At 57.4% G+C, this 20778-nt stretch carries 13 protein-coding genes and 1 pseudogene; 8 read left to right on the plus strand and 6 right to left on the minus strand.

Annotated elements, in window-relative coordinates:
- The first annotated feature begins 14 nt into the window (after positions 1-14).
- The gene (locus HWN36_RS06915; RefSeq protein WP_176788679.1) at positions 15-1097 is read left to right on the plus strand and encodes a right-handed parallel beta-helix repeat-containing protein; all 1083 of its coding nucleotides are present in this window, start codon (positions 15-17) and stop codon (positions 1095-1097) included.
- A gap of 25 nt (positions 1098-1122) precedes the next feature.
- On the opposite strand, the gene HWN36_RS06920 is transcribed toward HWN36_RS06915, so the two are convergent.
- Positions 1123-2019: a glycosyltransferase gene (locus HWN36_RS06920; protein ID WP_176788680.1), complete on the minus strand. Its 897-nt coding sequence runs from the start codon at positions 2017-2019 to the stop codon at positions 1123-1125.
- Between the two features lie 277 nt (positions 2020-2296).
- On the opposite strand from HWN36_RS06920, the gene HWN36_RS06925 reads away from it, so the two are divergent.
- The 7 genes and pseudogenes from HWN36_RS06925 to HWN36_RS06950 form a co-directional block, all read left to right on the plus strand.
- Positions 2297-3403 (plus strand): ATP-NAD kinase family protein, encoded by a 1107-nt coding sequence (locus HWN36_RS06925; RefSeq protein WP_176788681.1) that lies wholly within the window; start codon positions 2297-2299, stop codon positions 3401-3403.
- A 126-nt stretch (positions 3404-3529) separates the two neighbouring features.
- Positions 3530-4828 carry a DUF2334 domain-containing protein gene (locus HWN36_RS06930; protein WP_218133207.1) on the plus strand — a complete coding sequence of 433 codons (1299 nt, stop codon included), beginning with the start codon at positions 3530-3532 and terminating at the stop codon, positions 4826-4828.
- 178 nt (positions 4829-5006) lie between these two features.
- The gene (locus HWN36_RS06935; protein ID WP_176788683.1) at positions 5007-6260 is read left to right on the plus strand and encodes a nucleotide sugar dehydrogenase; all 1254 of its coding nucleotides are present in this window, start codon (positions 5007-5009) and stop codon (positions 6258-6260) included.
- A gap of 631 nt (positions 6261-6891) precedes the next feature.
- Complete coding sequence (locus HWN36_RS06940; RefSeq protein WP_176788684.1) at positions 6892-12366, plus strand: carbohydrate-binding protein; 5475 nt, start codon at positions 6892-6894, stop codon at positions 12364-12366.
- 3 nt (positions 12367-12369) lie between these two features.
- A complete protein-coding gene (locus HWN36_RS06945) occupies positions 12370-12642 on the plus strand; it encodes a carbohydrate-binding protein (protein WP_176788685.1) in 273 nt (90 codons plus the stop codon).
- A gap of 50 nt (positions 12643-12692) precedes the next feature.
- Positions 12693-12956 (plus strand): helix-turn-helix domain-containing protein, encoded by a 264-nt coding sequence (locus HWN36_RS12325; protein ID WP_176789248.1) that lies wholly within the window; start codon positions 12693-12695, stop codon positions 12954-12956.
- Positions 12913-13800: pseudogene (locus HWN36_RS06950) on the plus strand (RNA-guided endonuclease InsQ/TnpB family protein); the annotation flags it as partial. The gene HWN36_RS12325 and the pseudogene HWN36_RS06950, both read left to right, overlap by 44 nt.
- Before the next feature lie 111 nt (positions 13801-13911).
- Here the strand turns inward: HWN36_RS06950 and HWN36_RS06955 are convergent.
- From HWN36_RS06955 to HWN36_RS06975, 5 genes are all read right to left on the minus strand, one after another.
- Positions 13912-15138, minus strand: coding sequence for a glycosyltransferase family 4 protein (locus tag HWN36_RS06955; protein ID WP_176788686.1), 1227 nt, complete (start codon positions 15136-15138; stop codon positions 13912-13914).
- A gap of 209 nt (positions 15139-15347) precedes the next feature.
- Positions 15348-17138 (minus strand): hypothetical protein, encoded by a 1791-nt coding sequence (locus HWN36_RS06960; protein ID WP_176788687.1) that lies wholly within the window; start codon positions 17136-17138, stop codon positions 15348-15350.
- Positions 17139-17226: 88 nt separating this feature from the next.
- Positions 17227-18387 carry a glycosyltransferase family 4 protein gene (locus HWN36_RS06965; RefSeq protein ID WP_176788688.1) on the minus strand — a complete coding sequence of 387 codons (1161 nt, stop codon included), beginning with the start codon at positions 18385-18387 and terminating at the stop codon, positions 17227-17229.
- The gene (locus HWN36_RS06970; RefSeq protein WP_176788689.1) at positions 18359-19546 is read right to left on the minus strand and encodes a glycosyltransferase family 4 protein; all 1188 of its coding nucleotides are present in this window, start codon (positions 19544-19546) and stop codon (positions 18359-18361) included. Before HWN36_RS06970 ends, HWN36_RS06965 begins: the two co-directional genes overlap by 29 nt.
- A gap of 43 nt (positions 19547-19589) precedes the next feature.
- Positions 19590-20765 (minus strand): glycosyltransferase family 4 protein, encoded by a 1176-nt coding sequence (locus HWN36_RS06975; protein WP_281361641.1) that lies wholly within the window; start codon positions 20763-20765, stop codon positions 19590-19592.
- Positions 20766-20778 lie beyond the last annotated feature (13 nt).

Genomic DNA, 20778 nt, shown 5'->3' on the forward strand with positions numbered 1-20778 from the left:
GATGAGGAGGAAGCATGAAAGCAATTGGGGGACTGCTTCTTGTCGGTGTGATGCTGCTCTTCTGCCTGACACCGGCGGCATATGCAGAGGATCTTCAGATTGTCGATGAAACTCTGGACCCGGCTCTTTTTGAGGAGAAGATCGTGGTGCGTACCCCCACGGTCCACATCGTCAACGAGAGCGGGAGTATCGGAGAGGCGGTGGCGCGGGCGAACCCCGGCGATCGGGTGCTGGTAGAGAGCGGCACCTATTATGAGACCCTGGATGTGGACAGGACGCTGGAACTCCGCGGGATCGATACCGGCGGTGGAATGCCGGTGGTGTGCGGCAACGGTTCCGGGAGTCTTTTCACACTCTCGGGCACCGGCATATCGCTGGACGGGTTTGTGATGAACGGCTCTGGCATCACGGTCCTCTCGGACAGGAATGTCATTTCAAACAACACGATCATCGGTGGGGATATCATGCTGCCGGTCCGCAACGGGGGCAATTCGATCTGCGACAACGTCCTGGAAGGCGGAAATATCACCATCATGTCCGGTACGGTCCTGACCGTTCGCGGGAATACCCTCCTGAACGGGAGCTTTGCACTCTACCGCTCCTATGACCTGATGGTCAGGGACAATCTAGTCGCCGGGGGGGGGCTCACGCTGGTGAACGTCGTTGACGGCGCCTTCTTCAACAATACGATCTCGGACAACCCTGACGGGTGCGCTTTCGATGTGCGGCGATCGTTCTGCAACATCATTGCGGGCAATGTCATCAGGGGCTGCGGGTGCGGGTTCAGGACAGGTGAGTCTGCCAACCAGGTCTATCTGAACACCTTCGTTAATAATACGCTACACGTTGCATCGGTTGATCTCTCCGGAGGCTGCGATCTCTGGTCGTCTCCGGATCCGGTGACGTACCTCTTCAACGGCTCCGCATTTGTCGGCACTCCTGGCAATTACTGGGATGACCACACCGGCACTGACATGGACGGGGACGGCGTTCTTGAAGATGCCTATATGGTAGGAGAATCATCAGGCGTCGATCAATTCCCGCTTGCATATCCAGGAGAGGAGTATACCGTCACATATGCCGATGAACGCCCGTGAAGGCGTGATCCGGCGCTCCGGTGGATCATCTGAACGGTGACGGTAGAAATGTGCGGAAATACATCACCCTCCTATCCCTTTTCAGCAGTTCAGTCCTGCACCTGGATAGGATAGTGCGCGCTTCTCCGGTCTTGCCCGAGCGTATATAGTGCCATGCCATGCCGATCTGGTAGACGGCCAGATACTCCTGCACCTCGCTTATTTTTTCCACGGGCACCTCGCCGTTCCTGATCGCCTCCTCTACTCTCGTTATCAGGTTAAGTCTCCACGTTTTGTCCCTGGCCTGTTTATCGGTGCGGTTTTCAGCTTCCATGTGGTAGACCGCACCGATCTCCCTGCTGAAGGCGATCGGGTATTTCAGGGCGATATTGAACCATGTGATGAGGTCTTCCCCGATCCTGACCCCCGCCGGGAACCCTCCGACCTCTTCGAGCACCTGTTTTGGTATGCCAATCACAGAGGAGCAGATCGGCTGATCTGAAGACCCTGCGGTGATGAAATATCCTGGCAGCAATCCTTCCCAAGGAGCCGGCGGGATCCTGATATAGCGGCAGGGTTTCATCCTGCCGTCAGGTCTGCAGTTTATGCGGTCGGTTGCGTAGATCCCTGCTCCAGGATAGCGCATCCGCAGTCTCAGGATCGTTTCGAGGAAGGTGGGCCTCCACTCGTCGTCTGCATCCAGAAATGCAATAAAGTCTGAAGTTGCCTCGTGCACCCCGCGGTTTCTTGCGGCGGAGACGCCGCGGTTTTCCTGACTGATCAGGCGGATGCGCCGGTCGTCGATCGCTCTGACAATATCGGCGCCGTAATCCTGCGACCCGTCGTCGACGACGACGATCTCGAAGTCCTGAATGGTCTGGGAGAGGACGGAGCGGATTGTCCGTTCGATATAGGGGCGTTTGTTGTAGAGGGGGATGACCACAGAGACTTTTAACGACGTTTCTGAAAGATCCGATAACGCATTCTCGCACCCTGCACTGTGCCCCTCCATACACATGCTATCTTCCCTCTCCGACTGCTGGAGCCCGCCGATTTCTGGCGGCATATCGCGTATCAACGGTCAATTCCCCGGATAGGACAGTGCCACTATATAACCATATCGCAGACTTTCAACCGGCCCGTTTTTGCACGAAGAGGAGAGGGCAGGCCCGACGATCCTGCCGCGAAGGCTTCATCGCTCCCCCGGGAGAGAGATAGGTATGCTGGTCGGTTTTCTCCTCAACCCTGTTGCAGGTCTCGGCGGCACGGTCGCCCTGAAGGGCACCGACGGGATGGTCGCCGAAGCCGCCCGCCGCGGGGCCGTGCCGGTCTCCCGTGAGCGTGCGGTCGAAGCGCTGGCTCCTCTGCGGGGTTCAGGCATCCGCTTTGTCACCTCTGCCGCGCCGATGGGTGCCGACGCCCTTGAGCAGGCCGGGATATACGACTATCAGGTCGTCTATCGGCCTGAAGCCGACGGGACCACTGCCGCCGATACCATGGGCGCTGTCCGTGCCTTTGTGGCGCATGGCGCTGATATCATCCTTTTCTGCGGCGGGGACGGGACGGCACGGGACGTGGCGGCAGCCGCGGGTGAGACCCCGATCCTGGGCATTCCTGCCGGTGTAAAGATGTTCTCCGGGGTCTTTGCGCTCAGGCCCGGGGAGGTCGCCGCCATCCTCACCGGCGCCTTCGATCTGCGGGAGGCTGAGGTGATGGATATCGACGAGGATGCCTACCGCAGGGGAGAGCTGCGGGCCCGCCTCCATGCCGTGGTGCGCACTCCGACCCTGAGAGGGCTGGTGCAGGGTTCAAAGATGGTTATTTCCGGGGACGAGTCTGCGGCCATCGACGGCATCGCCCGGTTTATGGCCGACCTGATCCTGAGCGGCGGCACCACCGTTCTCGGTGCGGGCAGCACCACCGCGGCGATCGCCCGGGCCCTCGGCCTTCCAAAGACGCTCCTCGGCGTGGATGTGATCAGGGACGGCCGGGTTGTGGCCGCAGATGCAGACGAACGCACCCTTCTTGCCCATGTGGGTAGGGCCGGGCGCTGCCGGATCATCGTCAGCCCCATAGGGGCTCAGGGCTCGGTGCTGGGGCGGGGGACCCAGCAGATCAGCCCTGCGGTCGTCCGTGCCGCAGGCCCCAAAAACGTGATCGTGGTGGCGACCCCGCAGAAATGTGCAGCCACTCCTCTTCTCTTTGTGGACACCGGGGATGCGGCGCTCGACGCCGCCTTTGGTGAGAGCATACAGGTGATCTGCGGCTACCATGCCGCCTGCCGCCTGCCCCTCGCCGGCCAGGGAGGACGGCGCGGCCTGAGGTGAACTGTCCATATTCTATGAAAAAATAAAAAACGTTGAATATTGTCAATTTTCTTGTTTTTCGGTCTGGCTCATGCAGGATCTGCATGCCTCAAAAAGCATATATATTGGCGAAAACAGGGAGGGAGGATGATGGGTGATCGCCGCCGATTCTATCGGGGGTTTTTTCTGGCGGGTTTCATCATTGCCGTCGCCGGTATAGCCCCGGGTTTTGCCGGCACCTTCCCGCACCTGGATCTCTGCGGGATCGTTGTTTTGCTGCTGGTTCCCGGGACGATCCTCTTCGCTCTCGGGCTCCTGCTCATCGCTGCCAGGAAAAGATCTCTGGGGCAGGGGCCGGCCGGCCTCAGAAAGGTGGAAGCCGTGATTCTTATCCTTCTGGTGGTATCTCTTGCCGGCATGCTGACCCTCACTTCGTATGCACTGATCCACCAGACGGCCCTGCTCCATACGAAATGGAGCGAGGATCTGGAAACCGGGTATCTGATGATGGCCTCCATGGACCAGGACAACCCCTTTTATGCGAAGAAAGTCATCATACGGGACGACGATATCGGTGCCGATACCTCCCTGTCCTCTCTCCGGTGGATTGCCGATCTTGCAGAGGAGAAAGACATCAGCATCACCCTTTCTATAATCCCGGCGCACCTCTCTGAAAACCCTGATACTGTCGATTTTTTGAATACGCTCGATCGAAACCGTGTGGAATTTGCGACCCACGGGTATGCGCATGAGGCGTTCTTTCCCCTGCCGTATGATGAGCAGTACAGGCTGATCGAATGCAGCACCACCATCATGACGGAGACGCTGGACTACCGCCCGGTATCCTTCGTGCCCCCACAGGGGAGCGGGAATGCTGACACCTCCCGTGCCGCCAGAATGCTTGGCTATACCTCCATCACCGATATGATTGGTTATCCGTGTTATCTGACCAATTTTATCAGCAGTTTCGAGTATGAGACCGGATACACGATGGTGTCCCACCGGAGTTTCGAGGAGTTCACCCGGAGTTTCGAGGAGTTCGAGTCTTCTTCTGAGGAGTATTATCTCCTGTACCTGCATGACTGGACATTTCTTAACGATGACGGGACTCTCAATACCACCAGAACAGAGCAGTTCGAGAGGGTGATAGAATACCTCGGGGACAAAGGGGTAGCGTTTATGACCCTCGGGGAGGCGTCCGCCTGGCATCTCGACGGACCTGCGATCAGGACCGGACAGATCGACGAGACCACCTATTATGTCGACCTGCAGGCGTGCCGGTACAACCATACCCTCACCTTCAGATCTGACCGGGCCGATGACGGAGCGGTGGTGGTGATCGATCTCTCCCCGGGAGAGACTGAGGTCAGGTGCGCCGTGGAGAAGATAGGCCCTCTATATAGATTTTATGGTGAGCGCGGCCATCTCTACGCCGTGGGATACTGAATGAATAAAGAGGGTTCTTTATCATCCCTGCCTCTATTGAACTCTTAGAGGAGTTTAGATTCGGGTATATGTTCTGCAGGATGTTTTATCAGGCATAGTTTTGCCGCATCCGGCCACCACATAATACAAATATTTATATATTAATTTGAGTATCTCCCTGTTGGTCCGGGGGGACGATATGGTTCACGTACCAGATGATATCAGAGACAAAACTGTTTGCGTAGTCGGACTGGGATATGTAGGTTTTCCTCTTGCAGAAGCCTTTTCCCGACACTTAAAGACGATCGGTTACGACGTTGACGGAGCGAAGATCGCTTCACTCAAGAAAAAGAACGACGCCATCACCTTCACGACCGACCCCTCTCTTATCAGGGAGGCCGATTTTGTGTTGATCTGCGTCCCGACGCCGGTGAAAAAGTCCAGAGAACCGGATCTCTATTATGTCGAGTCCGCTGCTTCGATTGTCGGGAAAAACCTGAAACCGGGAGCGATCGTGGTGCTCGAATCGACAGTGTATCCGGGTGTGACCGAGGAATTGGTCTGCGGGATCCTGGAAAAGGAGTCAGGGCTCAGGTGCGGTGTCGACTTTAAGATCGGTTACTCTCCTGAGCGGATAAATCCGGGCGACGAGGCCCACTCGCTCGACCGGATCACCAAGATCGTCTCCGGTATGGATGAAGAAACGACGGCCTCCCTATCAGCGTTATACGGACTGATCACCAATGTTTATCGGGCGAAGGACATCAGGACGGCAGAGGGCGCAAAGGTGATCGAGAACATCCAGCGGGACCTCAACATCGCCCTGATGAACGAACTCACGATCATCTTCCACAAAATGAACATGGACACGCAGGCCGTTCTCGAAGCCGCTTCCACAAAATGGAACTTCATCAGGTTCAATCCCGGTCTTGTCGGCGGGCACTGCATCCCGGTCGACCCCTATTACCTTGTGTATAAAGCGAAAGAACTCGGGTATCACCCGCAGGTGATCCTTGCCGGGCGGGCGATCAACGATCATATGGCCGAATATGTGGCTGATATGGCGATAAGGGGCCTTAATGATGTTGGAAAGTTGATAAAGGGATCTGATGCCCTTATCATGGGCCTGACGTACAAGGAGGATGTTCCAGACACCCGCGAGAGCCCGGTCCGCGAGGTGGTGCAGGAACTGAAGAGTTTCGGCGTCAATGTCTATGGCTACGACCCTCTGCTGAGCAGGAAAGAGGTGGAAGCCTTCGGGGTCAGGGCGCTGGACGAGATGGAGGGGAAATTTGACTGCGTGATCGCTGCGGTCGCCCACGAGCAGTTCAGGAAGATGACTGTCCAGGACCTCAGCATCTATCTGAACGGTCGGTCGGTCCTGATCGATCTCAAGGGCCTCTTCCACGAGAGCGATCCCGATATGCAGAAGGTGTATTACCGGAGGCTGTAGTTCTCTCCTGTAGCGGCTGTTCACGAAGAGAGCAGGCAGAAACTCATCCCCTTTTAGTGGGGGGAATATCGTCCGTGAATACTCTTTTATCTTGCGGGGGTAAGTGACCCGTGGTCATTGCAGTCACGCGGGTGAATGCTATTTTTGCGGCTCTGTTGAAAAGCTCTTGGTAGGGGTCATATCAAGTACTTCCGTCGATAATTGGGCAATATCTACGGGTTGTAGGAAGCATTCAACAGAGCCATTTTTGCATATTGTCCTCCTGCCCGGACCCAGCGATATATTTAAATATTGTTGTATAGAGTTACCCGGTGTAGATGGGGGGGGAGTATGAAGAAAAGGAGAAGATCGCTACCTGAGGGTGGATTTTTTTGCAGATTTTTGCCTGACGATTCCCGTTCTTTTTGAGGAGGGGGCATATGCAGAGAAAAATCCCGAACGAATTGCTTTTCAGGGCCTGCACAGTGGATGCGGGGTGTATGTGTATTGTCGTCGATGAGCGCGTATGAAATAATTTACAGGAAAATCCGTGGATTTTATGGCGGTATATTCGGATATATTCGTATTTTGTCGGGCAGGTGTGCGGATGAGTGTGAATGGGAGATTTTTATCAATAGTGTCTATCCTTTTGTTGGCATTGCTCTCTTCGGGAGTACAGGGATGGGACGCCCGGGTTGTCTCTGACGGTGACAACCTCCAGGATATTGTGGATGCGGCGTCCCCCGGGGACGTCATCGAGGTGAAGAGCGGCACCTATAGGGGCCCGCTGCAGATCGCCGTTCCGCTGACGCTCAGGGGCGTGGACAGCGGGGGTGGTCTTCCTGCCATCGATGGTGGAAGAAAAGGGAGTGTTGTAACCATCCTCTCAGACGGCGTTACCTTCGAGGGTTTTTCCGTTCGAAAACCCGGTTCAGGGACCTCGAATGCAGCAATAAAGGTGCTTTCCAGCAAGAATGTGATCAGGAACAACATCATTGAAGGCGGTGATATCAATCTTGGTGTCAGAAGCGGAGGAACAGAGATCACCGGCAACACGCTGGAGGAGAGCAGTGTCCGGGTATTCCGCGGGACAAAGATCGTCATCTCCGGGAATACGATACTGGATGGCGACATTGTCCTTTCAGAGTCCTATGATAACATCATAGAGAATAACGCCGTTACCGGGGGCGGGATATCTGTTGTAAAAACGGCTGACAATTATATTTACAGCAATACGGTTGATGCAAACAAGGGTGGAGCCGGGATCGATGCCCGGTCTTCCTCCTGCAACCGGATCGTTGGAAATACCGTCCACAACTGCCGCGTCGGGATCGTGGTGGGGGATTCTCAAAACCGCATCTTCATGAACGATTTCACCGACAATACCCTGAACGCCGGCTCCAGAGGTAGAGACTCAGACGACGATGATGATAATAATGATGATTCCCTGGACCGGATCTTCATGAACGATTCCGCCGACGATACGTTGAATGCCAAAGCCAGAGATAAAGGCCCAGAAGACCAGTGGGAATCTCCCGATGAGATCGTGTACAGGTATGCCGGCGCTGATTACACCGGCCATATCGGCAACTACTGGGGAGAGAGCAACCGTGGTCAGGATAAAGACGGCGACGGGATCCGCGACACGCCTGTCCAGGTCGGCGACACGCCCGCCTATGATCGAGTGGCCCTCATGGCTCCCTCGAAGATGTATAAAGTGCCTGGCCGGGTCTGGGAGGACGACATCCCGAAACGTGCCGGTTATGATGCCGGGGTATCCTCCGATGTGTCCGAAACCTCGACGCTCTCCCTGAGTTCCACTCTTGCGACGTCCACGGTCTCATACCGTATCCTGCCGCTCGGCGATTCCATCACCGCAGCCCTTGACGGGAGCGCGAGCTACCGCTACTGGCTCTGCCATGCGCTCTATAATGGGGGATATACGCAGAGCCCGACCGAGGACGTGATGGTCGGCACCTGCTACGGTGTGACGATGGAGTGCCATCCACCTCTGTACTCGGATTTCGACTCTGATCACGAGGGCCATGGGGGATACCGCATCGGTGAGATCCTGTACGGCGATACCGGTCACCCTGCTGTCGGGGATCTTTCCGACTGGGTTCTGGAGTATAAGGCCGATTATGTGCTCCTGCACATCGGCACGAACGATCTCCTCTGGAAGACATGGTCGATCGATCCGGTGAAGGACAAGTGGTACCTTGATCAGCTCATCGACGGAGTCGAAGAGATCATCGACGTTCTCAGGGCCGACAACCCGGATGTGAAGATATTTGTAGCAAAGATCATCCCGGGTAATCAGGATGATCCTGCCGCGAACGAGGCCGGCCACAACAATGTCATCGTCTTCAATAACCGGATACCCACAATGGCGGCGGAAAAATCGACGTCCCGATCCCCGGTGATCGTGGTTGACCAGTGGACCGGCTTTGATCCTTCTGTGCACACCTTCGACGGTTGCCACCCGAACACCGCGGGAGAGAAGTTGATCTCGGGGAAATGGTATCAGGCGCTGAAGACGCTGCTGCCCACGCCGAACCCGACGCCGACACCCACGCCAACCCCGACTCCCACCCCGACGCCCACGCCCACCCCGACGCCTACGCCCACCCCGACGCCTACGCCCACCCCGACGCCGGCCCCCTACCCCTCCATCCCCGGCCGTATCCAGGCCGAGGACTATAACAGCGGTGGTGAGGGCGTCGGGTATCACGACACGACATCCGGCAACCGCGGCGGCGTGTACCGGAGTGACGATGTGGACCTCCAGGTGTGCTCTGCTGACGGCGGTTACAGCGTGGGCTGGACTGCGACCGGCGAGTGGCTGAAGTACACCGTCGATGTCGAGACGTCCGGTACCTACACCGTCTCGTTCCTGGTCGCCTCCCCGTATACCGGGAATTCCATGACCCTCCGGGTTGACGGTGTTGACGCCTGCACGTTTGCGGTCCCGGCCACGAGCTCCTGGAGTTCTTATACGACGGTGAGCAGGACGTGCACGCTCTCCGCCGGCGTCCATGTCCTGACCCTCGTATTCTCCGGCGACCCTGATATCTCCTATATGGATTTTGTAGCTGCCAGCACCCCGACCCCGACCCCGACTCCAACTCCGACCCCGACCCCGACCCCGACACCCACACCCACTCCGACGCCCACTCCGACGCCGGTCCCCTATCCCTCCATCCCCGGCCGTATCCAGGCCGAGGACTATAACAGCGGTGGTGAGGGCGTCGGGTATCACGACACGACATCCGGCAACCGCGGCGGCGTGTACCGGAGTGACGATGTGGACCTCCAGGTGTGCTCTGCTGACGGCGGTTACAGCGTGGGCTGGACTGCGACCGGCGAGTGGCTGAAGTACACCGTCGATGTCGAGACGTCCGGTACCTACACCGTCTCGTTCCTGGTCGCCTCGCCGTACACCGGGAGTTCCATGACCCTCCGGGTTGACGGTGTCGACGCCTGCACGTTTGCGGTCCCGGCCACGAGCTCCTGGAGTTCTTATACGACGGTGAGCAAGACGTGCACGCTCTCCGCCGGCGTCCATGTCCTGACCCTCGTATTCTCCGGCGACCCTGATATCTCCTATATGGATTTTGTGGCTGCCAGCTCCCCGACACCGACGCCGACCCCGACCCCGACGCCGGTCCCCTACTCCTCCATTCCCGGCCGTATCCAGGCCGAGGACTATAACAGCGGTGGTGAGGGCGTCGGGTATCACGACACGACATCCGGCAACCGCGGCGGCGTGTACCGGAGTGACGATGTGGACCTCCAGGTGTGCTCTGCTGACGGCGGTTACAGCGTGGGCTGGACTGCGACCGGCGAGTGGCTGAAGTACACCGTCGATGTCGAGACGTCCGGTACCTACACCGTCTCGTTCCTGGTCGCCTCGCCGTACACCGGGAGTTCCATGACCCTCCGGGTTGACGGTGTCGACGCCTGCACGTTTGCGGTCCCGGCCACGAGCTCCTGGAGTTCTTATACGACGGTGAGCAAGACGTGCACGCTCTCCGCCGGCGTCCATGTCCTGACCCTCGTATTCTCCGGCGACCCTGATATCTCCTATATGGATTTTGTGGCTGCCAGCTCCCCGACACCGACGCCGACCCCGACCCCGACGCCGGTCCCCTACTCCTCCATTCCCGGCCGTATCCAGGCCGAGGACTATAACAGCGGTGGTGAGGGCGTCGGGTATCACGACACGACATCCGGCAACCGCGGCGGCGTGTACCGGAGTGACGATGTGGACCTCCAGGTGTGCTCTGCTGACGGCGGTTACAGCGTGGGCTGGACTGCGACCGGCGAGTGGCTGAAGTACACCGTCGATGTCGAGACGTCCGGTACCTACACCGTCTCGTTCCTGGTCGCCTCGCCGTACACCGGGAGTTCCATGACCCTCCGGGTTGACGGTGTTGACGCCTGCACGTTTGCGGTCCCGGCCACGAGCTCCTGGAGTTCTTATACGACGGTGAGCAAGACGTGCACGCTCTCCGCCGGCGTCCATGTCCTGACCCTCGTATTCTCCGGCGACCCTGATATCTCCTATATGGATTTTGTAGCTGCCAGCACCCCGACACCGACCCCGACTCCAACTCCGACCCCGACGCCGACGCCGACGCCGACCCCGACGCCGACCCCGACGCCGACACCCACACCCACACCCACACCCACTCCGACGCCGGCCCCCTACCCCTCCATCCCCGGCCGTATCCAGGCCGAGGACTATAACAGCGGTGGTGAGGGCGTCGGGTATCACGACACGACATCCGGCAACCGCGGCGGCGTGTACCGGAGTGACGATGTGGACCTCCAGGTGTGCTCTGCTGACGGCGGTTACAGCGTGGGCTGGACTGCGACCGGCGAGTGGCTGAAGTACACCGTCGATGTCGAGACGTCCGGTACCTACACCGTCTCGTTCCTGGTCGCCTCCCCGTATACCGGGAATTCCATGACCCTCCGGGTTGACGGTGTCGACGCCTGCACGTTTGCGGTCCCGGCCACGAGCTCCTGGAGTTCTTATACGACGGTGAGCAAGACGTGCACGCTCTCCGCCGGCGTCCATGTCCTGACCCTCGTATTCTCCGGCGACCCTGATATCTCCTATATGGATTTTGTAGCTGCCAGCACCCCGACACCGACCCCGACTCCAACTCCGACCCCGACGCCGACGCCGACGCCGACCCCGACGCCGACCCCGACCCCGACACCCACACCCACACCCACGCCCACTCCGACGCCGGTCCCCTATCCCTCCATCCCCGGCCGTATCCAGGCCGAGGACTATAACAGCGGTGGTGAGGGCGTCGGGTATCACGACACGACATCCGGCAACCGCGGCGGCGTGTACCGGAGTGACGATGTGGACCTCCAGGTGTGCTCTGCTGACGGCGGTTACAGCGTGGGCTGGACTGCGACCGGCGAGTGGCTGAAGTACACCGTCGATGTCGAGACGTCCGGTACCTACACCGTCTCGTTCCTGGTCGCCTCCCCGTATACCGGGAATTCCATGACCCTCCGGGTTGACGGTGTTGACGCCTGCACGTTTGCGGTCCCGGCCACGAGCTCCTGGAGTTCTTATACGACGGTGAGCAAGACGTGCACGCTCTCCGCCGGCGTCCATGTCCTGACCCTCGTATTCTCCGGCGACCCTGATATCTCCTATATGGATTTTGTAGCTGCCAGCACCCCGACACCGACCCCGACTCCAACTCCGACCCCGACGCCGACGCCGACGCCGACGCCGACCCTGACCCCGACCCCGACGCCGACGCCTGAACCGACGCCGACTCCGACTCCGACCCCGACTCCGGCGCCTGAGCCGACCCCGACTCCGGCGCCTGAGCCGACTCCGACTCCGGCGCCTGAGCCGACTCCGACTCCGGCGCCTGAGCCGACCCCGACTCCGACCCCGAGCCCCTACCCGTCTCTCCCCGGCCGTATCCAGGCCGAGGACTATAACACCGGGGGTTCTGGCGTCGGGTATTACGACACGACGTCCGGGAACTCTGGCGGGGCCTACCGGACTGACGACGTGGACGTCCAGGTGTGCAAATCAGAAGAAGGCTACAATGTGGGATGGACTGCAACCGGGGAATGGCTGCGCTAAACCGTGAATGTCGAGACGCCCGGGACCTATACCGCCTCGTTCCGGGCCGCCTCGCGCTATAGTGGGAGTTCGATCAAACTCCGGGTTGACGGCTTCGACGCCTGCACGATCCCGATCCCGGCCACGGGATCCTGGAACACCTATACGACCGTGAGCGGGACGTGCACGCTCTCCGCCGGCGTCCATGTCCTGACCCTCGTATTCACCGGCGATCCCGACCTCAACTACTTTACGAAGAAAACAGGCAGAATGCCCCCCACTTCAGTGGGGGGATGAATGCCGTCCCCCCGACACCATTATTACGTATTAAGACACATAACCGCCCAATGCTTAAGGCATATCGGTATCGACTCTATCCCACAAAGTCTCAGGCTCCTCTCCTTGAGCAGACGCTTGAGATGTGTCGATGGGTCTATAACGATACGCTCGCATTGCGAAAAAAGGCGTGGGAACAGGAACAGCATTCCATTTCTCTCTATGAAACCAACAAGATCCTGACCCAATGGAAAAAGGAACGACCCGATCTAAGAACGACCCGATCTAAACCAGGTTCACTCTCAGGTTCTTCAGAATGTCCAGATGCGCGTTGATCTTGCGTTCAAAGCGTACTTCCGGCGGGTGAAGGCAGGGGAGAGCCCGGGATACCCGCGGTTCAAGGGGAAAGGCCGATACGACAGTATCACGTATCCGCAGTATGGATTCAAACTCGATGGCGATCGTCTTCATCTCTCAAAGATCGGAGATGTAAGGATCGTCCTCCACCGTCCGGTCGAAGGGACGATCAAGACCCTTACAATCCGACGCTCAGCAACCGGAAAGTGGTATGCCTGCTTCTCGGTCGAGTACGATCCCACGCCTGCACCGCAGAAGGAGACCACAGTCGGGATCGATGTCGGGCTTGAGTCTTTTGCCACACTCTCAAGCGGAGAGAAGATCGAAAACCCGCGGTTCTTCCGCACCGACGAGAAGGCCCTTGCGAAAGCACAGAGGAAACTCTCGAAGGCAGAGAAAGGAACTCCTGAACGGAAGAAAGCCCGGAAGATCGTCGCACACGTCCACGAACGGATCGCCAATAGACGGCTCAATTTTGCTCATCAGACCTCCCGGAAGGTGGTGGATCGTTTTGGCACGATTGTGTTTGAGGATCTAAACGTCAAGAATATGCAGAATAACCACTATCTGGCAAAAAGCATTGCAGATGTTGCCTGGAATCTGTTTATCACGATCGCAGAGAGCAAAGCGGAGGATGCTGGCTCACGCGTGATCCTGGTGAACCCCAGAAACCCGTCTCAAATGTGCTCCAGATGTGGGATGATCGTCGCAAAGACACTTTCTGATCGTGTTCATTCCTGCCCGCATTGTGGGTTGGTGATGGATCGCGACCAGAACGCGGCGATCAACATTATGAGATTGGGGCTGCAATCTCAGGGGTAACCCAGGATGCCCCCGACGAGAGGAGGGGGAGCAGTCACCATCTCGTGAAGATCCTGCATGGCTGGGCTTTCAAACCCCTCACGCCCCTCCCGTCCCTGTTCTTTCTTGGGTTCAATCCGGGAACGTCGCACTCCCTTTCTTCAGGTCCAGATACCGTTCCTCAAGGTGGCGTGCCATCGCCTCGTACGACCTGTTCTTCACCACCCACGCCCTCCCCCTCTCTCCCATCTCTCCTGCACGCACGGGGTCTTCGCACAACCTCAGCATCCCGGCGGCGATCGATTCGGGATCGTATTTCACCAGAACGCCACCGCAACTTGCATCAACCGCCTCTTTTTGTTCGGGTATCTCTTCGTTCGCCACGACAGGCCTGCCCATCGCCATATATTCAAGCATTTTTATCGGGGAGCTGAGTTTATACACGTCCAGCGGGGGAATGATGGAGACTCCTGCATTTGCGGCGTCGATATAGTCAGGGATCTCCTCAGGACGGACTCTCCCGGTGAAGACGATCCCGCCGTCAACACCGAGATCGCACGCGCACTCCTCGAGACGCCCCCTGTCAGTTCCGTCTCCTACCATCAGGAGCCTTGCCGAGGCTATCTGCCTTTGCACACGCGCAAACGACCTGATCAGGATAGTAAGATCCCGCTCCCGGTCCATCGTCCCGACATAGACGAATACTGCCTGCCCGCCGAGGCGGTGCTCTGCCCTGATCCTCTCTCCAGCACCGCAAGAAAACCGTTCGAGATCGACGCCGTTCGGGTATGGCAGCATTTTCTCTCTCGCAATGCCCTTCGCGGAAAAATCATCTGCCATCCATTTTGTCGTCGGCAGCACCAGGTCCGCATTCTTGAGGATATGCATCGTGAGATGCCGGTCAAGGATACCTGTGACCGCCCTGAAATGCGGAAACCTGGAATAGGTCCTGTGGATCAGCGCTCTCTGCTCTATCGGGTTTGACATCTCAAAAACGAGTGGAATATGGTGTCTCCTTTTAAGATAGAGGGCGAGGAGGCCATTGAATGTGCCGTCACGGACGAATATCAGGGAATAATTTTTGGATCTGACATTCTGCAGGACGAACCTGACGATCCTGAGGGCGTACAGCACTTTCGATAGAGGATGCATCACACCCGTTTTGAACCGGCATGGGATCACAAAGAGCCTGATGTTATGGTAGGAACGTTCCTGGAACTCGTCGCTCTCCTCAGAAGGGAGGATCCAGGTGACATGGTGCCCGAAGTGAGTAATATAACTGGCGATTTCGATCTGGGGGACGACCCTCATGATCCTGCTATATCTAAAGCCCAGCAGCATGCACACGTGCAGGTGCATACTCCCGGTATCGTCCCTTAGTGACATATATGTCTTTCTATCTCTGCCTTCTCTCGCACGTCTCTCCCGACGAACTAATCAGCATGTTTCGGCCAATTTTCTCCTTCTCAGCCCTCTAAGTCCTGCAATGGTGAGTCCATCGTATAGATGGCTGATCTGATGATCCCCCTCACCCCGTACATATCCTGGAGTTACGTTCTTGAGGTATTTCAGGAACCGGTTTTTTCTGAATGGTACAGCCTGACCGAACGGGAGTCATAGACCATGTCGAAGCCCTGCTGGCTGAGTCTGGGGCCGGGATCATACGTGATCCGATAGGGATACTTGTAAAGGATGAATGGTTCGTGGACGATGTAGTCCCTGATGAGGATCAGGTGAAGGCCGGTCACGAGGAAATCGCTGCTTTGCAGCGCACGGTCGATCGAGATGGTGCGGGCGTCAAGAAGAAGAGTACAGATACTGTTCCAGTAGAAATCCGTGCCGATCCTCCCCTCAGCCATGCCGGTGATCGTCATCGTCGATTGAAGTTCTGAATCGGTGAACGCAGCTCTTGTGGCACTGTTCGGGGAGAACAGGTTGTTGTCCACGTTTGCTGGCGGGCTCAGTATCATCATAAATGCCAGTCCACAGACCAGTGCGAACATGACGGTTTTCCCGACGATCCCCCCCCCTTTCTTCTCTGTCCCGGCCGCTACCAGCAGCACTGATACGGCGAGGGGTACGGCGAGCAGGATCTGGGAGAGATACCACCACCTGTGCTCTATGACCGAATGGCCCGATACAAGGGAGATAAAACCTATGAAGAGTGGCGTGAGTGCGATAAAAGCAAATATCCAGGCATGATGGCTTTTTCTTGAGATAATATAGAAGATGCCTATGAAAGAAAGGGCGAAAAAGAGGAAGAGCCCGATATTATTGAATATCTGTTCTGAGAGCGGAACCATGGCGACATTCGTTGTCACACTGATCTCACCGACAAAAACGTCCCTGTTAAATCCCCACTCGAGAAGTTTTACGAGAGTGCCGAATGTTTTTGAGGCGTACATCCACCATGAAAACATTCCGATGGTGAATGCACATGCGATACGCAAAAATACGGGGCCGCGGTCCTCCGGTCTGAGAATGTTATAGAGATAGTACAATCCCTCCCCGAGCAGCAGCAGGATCACCAGCCCGAGCGCCCCGATCGTATGCGTGAGTATCAGGGGGACCATTGCCACGATCGAGAGAAGATAGGGAACTTTCGACTGTTCCCTCCGCGTCTTGAAGAGCAGAAAAAGGATGGTCAGGACGTATATCGCGGCGAGACCGTTCGGGATGGACCAGTAACTCATATAAATCTGGTGATTCGCAAGCGTCGCCAGCAGTGCCGCCATCAAACCTACCTTACTGCTGGAGAAAAGGGATTTGCCCAGAAGAAAGAGAAAAAGCGGTATGCAGATGATCTGTCCGAGCCCGACAGAGAGCATCGTCGCGATCTTGTAGTCTGTGGCGGTGAGGATGGCATTTGTCCCGATGATCAGGTGGAAGACCGGCAGGCTTGAGTAACTGAACCCCGCGGGTATGGACGCCGATCCTATCAGATCCAGGGTAAAATAACGGTGGAACCAGGGATCGACGCCCAGAAGGCCGGGAAAGATCAGGAGTTGAGACCATGCGATGCTCAGGCCCAGAAGAACTGTCTGGATCAGTATCGGAGCCGTATATCGTTCCGGGGCGATGAGCGCTTCGAGGGCGATGATGCCGGCGATCGCCGCGGTCACGATGAAATAGAGGAGCGGTCTTTCATAGAGTTCAGGCCTGAAATGCAGGGCCAGGATGCTTGCCGCCAGAAGGATCGAGAAGAGGGAGAACAGGACGATCAAAGGCCGGCGATGCTCCTCCAGGTGCACGGGCAGGGCGGCGCGCTTTCGGATCACCAGCCATATCAGGCAGGATATCAGGGTGAATACGCCGACCAGTCCGTAAATCACCCTGCCGATGTTCTCCATGACGTACACGATGAGGAGGATCGAGCCGACGACACCAAGGATCGCCAGGTTCCGGTCAACATGGTTGATGAATCGAGAGAGATCGAGCGCCGTGATATCACCCGCACATTCGTTCCAGTGCCATGGAGCATTTCTGGACTGCGGCTTCGAAACCGAACTCCTTTTCTATGTGATGCATGCCCTTTGCTGCGATTGTTTCGAGGTCGGGATGGCGAAAGGCCCTGATCACGTTCTTTGCGATGCACGCGGGGGAGTTGTCGTTCATGATAAAACCGGTCCGGCCGTCCTGTACAATCTCGGGTATCACGCCCACTGCATGGGCAACGACCGGCGTTCCGCACGCCATCGCTTCAAGCATCAGGTTGGGGAGCCCCTCGGTATAGGATGGCAGAGTGATTAGCCTGATCCTGTTTAAGTATTCCGGAAGTCTCTCATGCGGGATCCATCCCTCGAGCCGCACCCGGTCCTGGAGGTTCAGGGCCGCGATCTGCTCCTGGAGTTCGCTCTCGAGAGGGCCGCTCCCCCCGATCAGGATCCTGGCCTCAGGGAGTGCTTCCAGAATTGACGGAACGGCCAGGACGAAATTTCTCACCCCTTTCTCCTCGCTGAACCTTCCTATGAATGCGATCAGCGGTTCGCGCCCACCCATACTTTTTTCCAGGTGAAACCTCCCGAAGTCGATATAATGCTCGTGGGCGATATGCACTTTTGCCTCAAAGGGCTCCAGGTGGTATTCCTCGATGAGGCCGCGGGCGTACAGGACGACCCCGGTGGCGAGCGTCGATGTGAGGCAGGTCAGCGCCCTGATCGTATGCCCGAATCTGCCTCCCGAGCTCCGGGACTTTTCGATCGCCGATCCCGCAAACATGAGGAGCACTTTTTTGCGGAGGATTCGTGCGGTCAGCATCGGCAGCAGCAGGAGATCGCCGCCGATAAAGAAGATCCATACGTCCACGTCCCTGATCTGCATAACCTTGCGCGAGATCTTCATCTGGGTCGTGAGAAATCCGATCGTCCTTGCGATCGGTCCTTTCGCTTCTTCGTGGGATATACCGAATGTTCTGAACCGTTCATCGCCGGAAAATGCGGTGTAGCCGTCGTTGCCGGTGATCAGGGAGGGCCGACCCCCTGAGAGGGAGCAGGTGATCTCCATGAGGTGCGAGAGCGGAATGGTGCCGGCCTGTGCAATCGGGAAGGTGAGGACACCGATGGTGCGGCGTTCCACTGCTTCACCCGCCGATGAGTCCTGAATAGACATCCTCTGTCATCTCCGCAACTTTCTCCCAGCGAAACGCCTCTGCTTTCTCCCTTGCATTTTTTCCTATGCGATCACGCACCTCATCGTTTTTCAGGAGAGAGAGGATCCGATCGGCAAGATCTGCCGGGTCACCGCAATGTGCGCACACCCCGTTATACCCTTCTTCAACGATCGCCCTGAAACATTCGAGATCGCTCACGACAAGAGGGAGGGATGCGGCCGACGCTTCGAGCAGAACGATGCCGAACGACTCCGAGGTCAGCACAGACGGAAGAACGAATATCTCGGCTGCATTATAATAGAGGGTCTTCTCCTCTTCGGTGACGAACCCCGCGAACCTGACACGGTCCTCGACGCCGGAACTCCGGCATAGCCTGACGAGTTCTCCTTTCATCTGGCCGTCTCCGACGAAGACCAGGTATGCGTCGGGGAACTCCTCAACGACATACTTCATCGCCTTAATCAGCACGTCAGGTGCTTTCACCGGTGTCAGTCCTCCGACAAAAAGGACGATCCTGCCTGTTTCCGGGAGTCCGAGACGCTGTATGCATTCGGCCTTCGAGTACGGCGTACAGAAATCCTCGATGGCGACACCGTTCGGGATATGCCTGATCTTGCTGTGGAAATCCCTGAGGTAATCGGACTGGCCTGACTGCTCCTTTGAAAGGGCGATGATCGCGTCGGCCCTGGTGAGCAGTTTTTTACAGAGGACTGTGTTCTGCAGGTACACGCCGAGGCGGCGGCCTGGACCGCCAAAACCACCCGAGTAATCCCCGTGATAGGTGACGACAAACGGCGTCTCTCTCCCGGCATAGAGGCATCCGATCAGGGGTGCAGGATGGTTGCCCATATGTGCGTGGACGATGTCCGGCCTCACCCCTGAAAAAAACGGCCTGTAAAGAATTCCCGGGGAGAATGGACTGTGCCCGATTGAAAAACGCCTGCCGTACCTGATGACGGTGATGCCGGGGTAGTCCTCGACGACCGTATCGGACCCGATGGCGGTGGTGAAGATCGAGATTTCGTGCCCCCGTGCCGCCATCTGGCGGGCAAGATGGTAGGCCACCATCTCGACGCCGCCCCCGATATAGGGCTCTGTCAGATCCCCGGTCTCAAGGTTTTTGTACGGGAAGGTCTGGGTGAAATATCCGATTCTCATCTCTGCAACCTCCGGATAGGATGAACTGACAGGAGCGGTTCCATCATTCGTGTTCAGGAACGTGGTACCCGAAGATTCCCGGCAACTTCCTTCTTCTCCTCAGGTTTATCGACTCGAGGGTGTCTTCGTAGAGTTTGCAGGTCAACTCAACGGTTTTTCTCCATGAATAGTTGTTAATGACCTTGTACCTGCCGTTTCTGCCGAAATCTCTTGCCATGTTCTCGTCTTCGAGAACTGTTGCCACCGCCTCGACGAGGGCCCGGACGTCTCCCTTCGGGAACATCAGGCCGGCGTTCTGGACGATATCTTTCAGGTGAGGGAAATCCGAGAGGATCACCGGCAGCCCGCAGGACATCGCTTCGAGCATCGTCTTGGGCACACCTTCGTACAGGCTCGGCAGGACGAATATGGACGATTGCCGGTAGATCTCGGGCATCTCATGGTACCGGGAGAAATCTCTGAGCGAAACGCTCTCCCGCAGCCCGTAGTGTGCGATCAGGTTTTCTATCTCAGGTTTTCCCGGGCCGTCCCCCACCAGCACGAACTTCAGATCCGGGTAGCGCTCTCTCAGGATATGCGCCGCTTCGATGAGAAAATGAGCCCCCTTTCCGGGAACAAGGCGTCCGACAAAGAGGACCGTCCGTCCGTCGCCGGCCGGGTGTGGTGCCGGGGAGAACATCCCGGGATCGATCCCGTTCGGGATCAATTCGATCTTATCCTGGTCTATGCCGAACTCATCGACGAACCTCTGCTTCTCAAGCGGGGTATAGCAGATGATCCGGTCGGCGGCATTGAGGGTTGCCCGCCCGAGCGTTCTCATGTAGCCGTTGTTCACCCACTCCGGTGCGCTGCTGGACATGATGCCGTGATTTGTGATGATCAGCGGGGCGGACCCGAACTTTTTGACGGCCGCACAGAAATTGGTTGATAAATACAGGTGCGAGTGCGCATGGATAATGTCGTAATGTTTTCTCCCCTTCATCAGGTCGACGAAGAGCCGCGGGTTGAATGAGTTGCCCAGCACCCTGAAGGAGACGGGGTACTCGACACGCACGTAGCCTTCGGCCAGCTCCGGTGCCGCTTTCTGGCGCGGCGGCAGGGTGAATACCGTCACCCGGTGTCCCATTTCAGCCTGCATTGCAGACATCTCATGGGCATGAATCGCATTTCCTCCTGTTATGTATGGATAGAGGTCGCTTGCAACCCGTAATATCTCCATGTACTCCCCCCCC

The sequence above is a fragment of the Methanofollis tationis genome (genome assembly GCF_013377755.1).
In the GTDB taxonomy this organism is placed as follows: Archaea; Halobacteriota; Methanomicrobia; order Methanomicrobiales; family Methanofollaceae; genus Methanofollis; species Methanofollis tationis.

Coding starts and splice junctions, on each gene's coding strand:
- HWN36_RS06925 (WP_176788681.1), top strand. CDS start 2,297: ATGCTGGTCGGTTTTCTCCTCAACCCTGTTGCAGGTCTCGGCGGCACG.
- HWN36_RS06965 (WP_176788688.1), bottom strand. CDS start 18,387: ATGTCTATTCAGGACTCATCGGCGGGTGAAGCAGTGGAACGCCGCACC.
- HWN36_RS06955 (WP_176788686.1), bottom strand. CDS start 15,138: ATGCACCTGCACGTGTGCATGCTGCTGGGCTTTAGATATAGCAGGATC.
- HWN36_RS06930 (WP_218133207.1), top strand. CDS start 3,530: ATGATGGGTGATCGCCGCCGATTCTATCGGGGGTTTTTTCTGGCGGGT.
- HWN36_RS06915 (WP_176788679.1), top strand. CDS start 15: ATGAAAGCAATTGGGGGACTGCTTCTTGTCGGTGTGATGCTGCTCTTC.
- HWN36_RS06975 (WP_281361641.1), bottom strand. CDS start 20,765: ATGGAGATATTACGGGTTGCAAGCGACCTCTATCCATACATAACAGGA.
- HWN36_RS06970 (WP_176788689.1), bottom strand. CDS start 19,546: ATGAGAATCGGATATTTCACCCAGACCTTCCCGTACAAAAACCTTGAG.
- HWN36_RS06935 (WP_176788683.1), top strand. CDS start 5,007: ATGGTTCACGTACCAGATGATATCAGAGACAAAACTGTTTGCGTAGTC.
- HWN36_RS12325 (WP_176789248.1), top strand. CDS start 12,693: ATGCTTAAGGCATATCGGTATCGACTCTATCCCACAAAGTCTCAGGCT.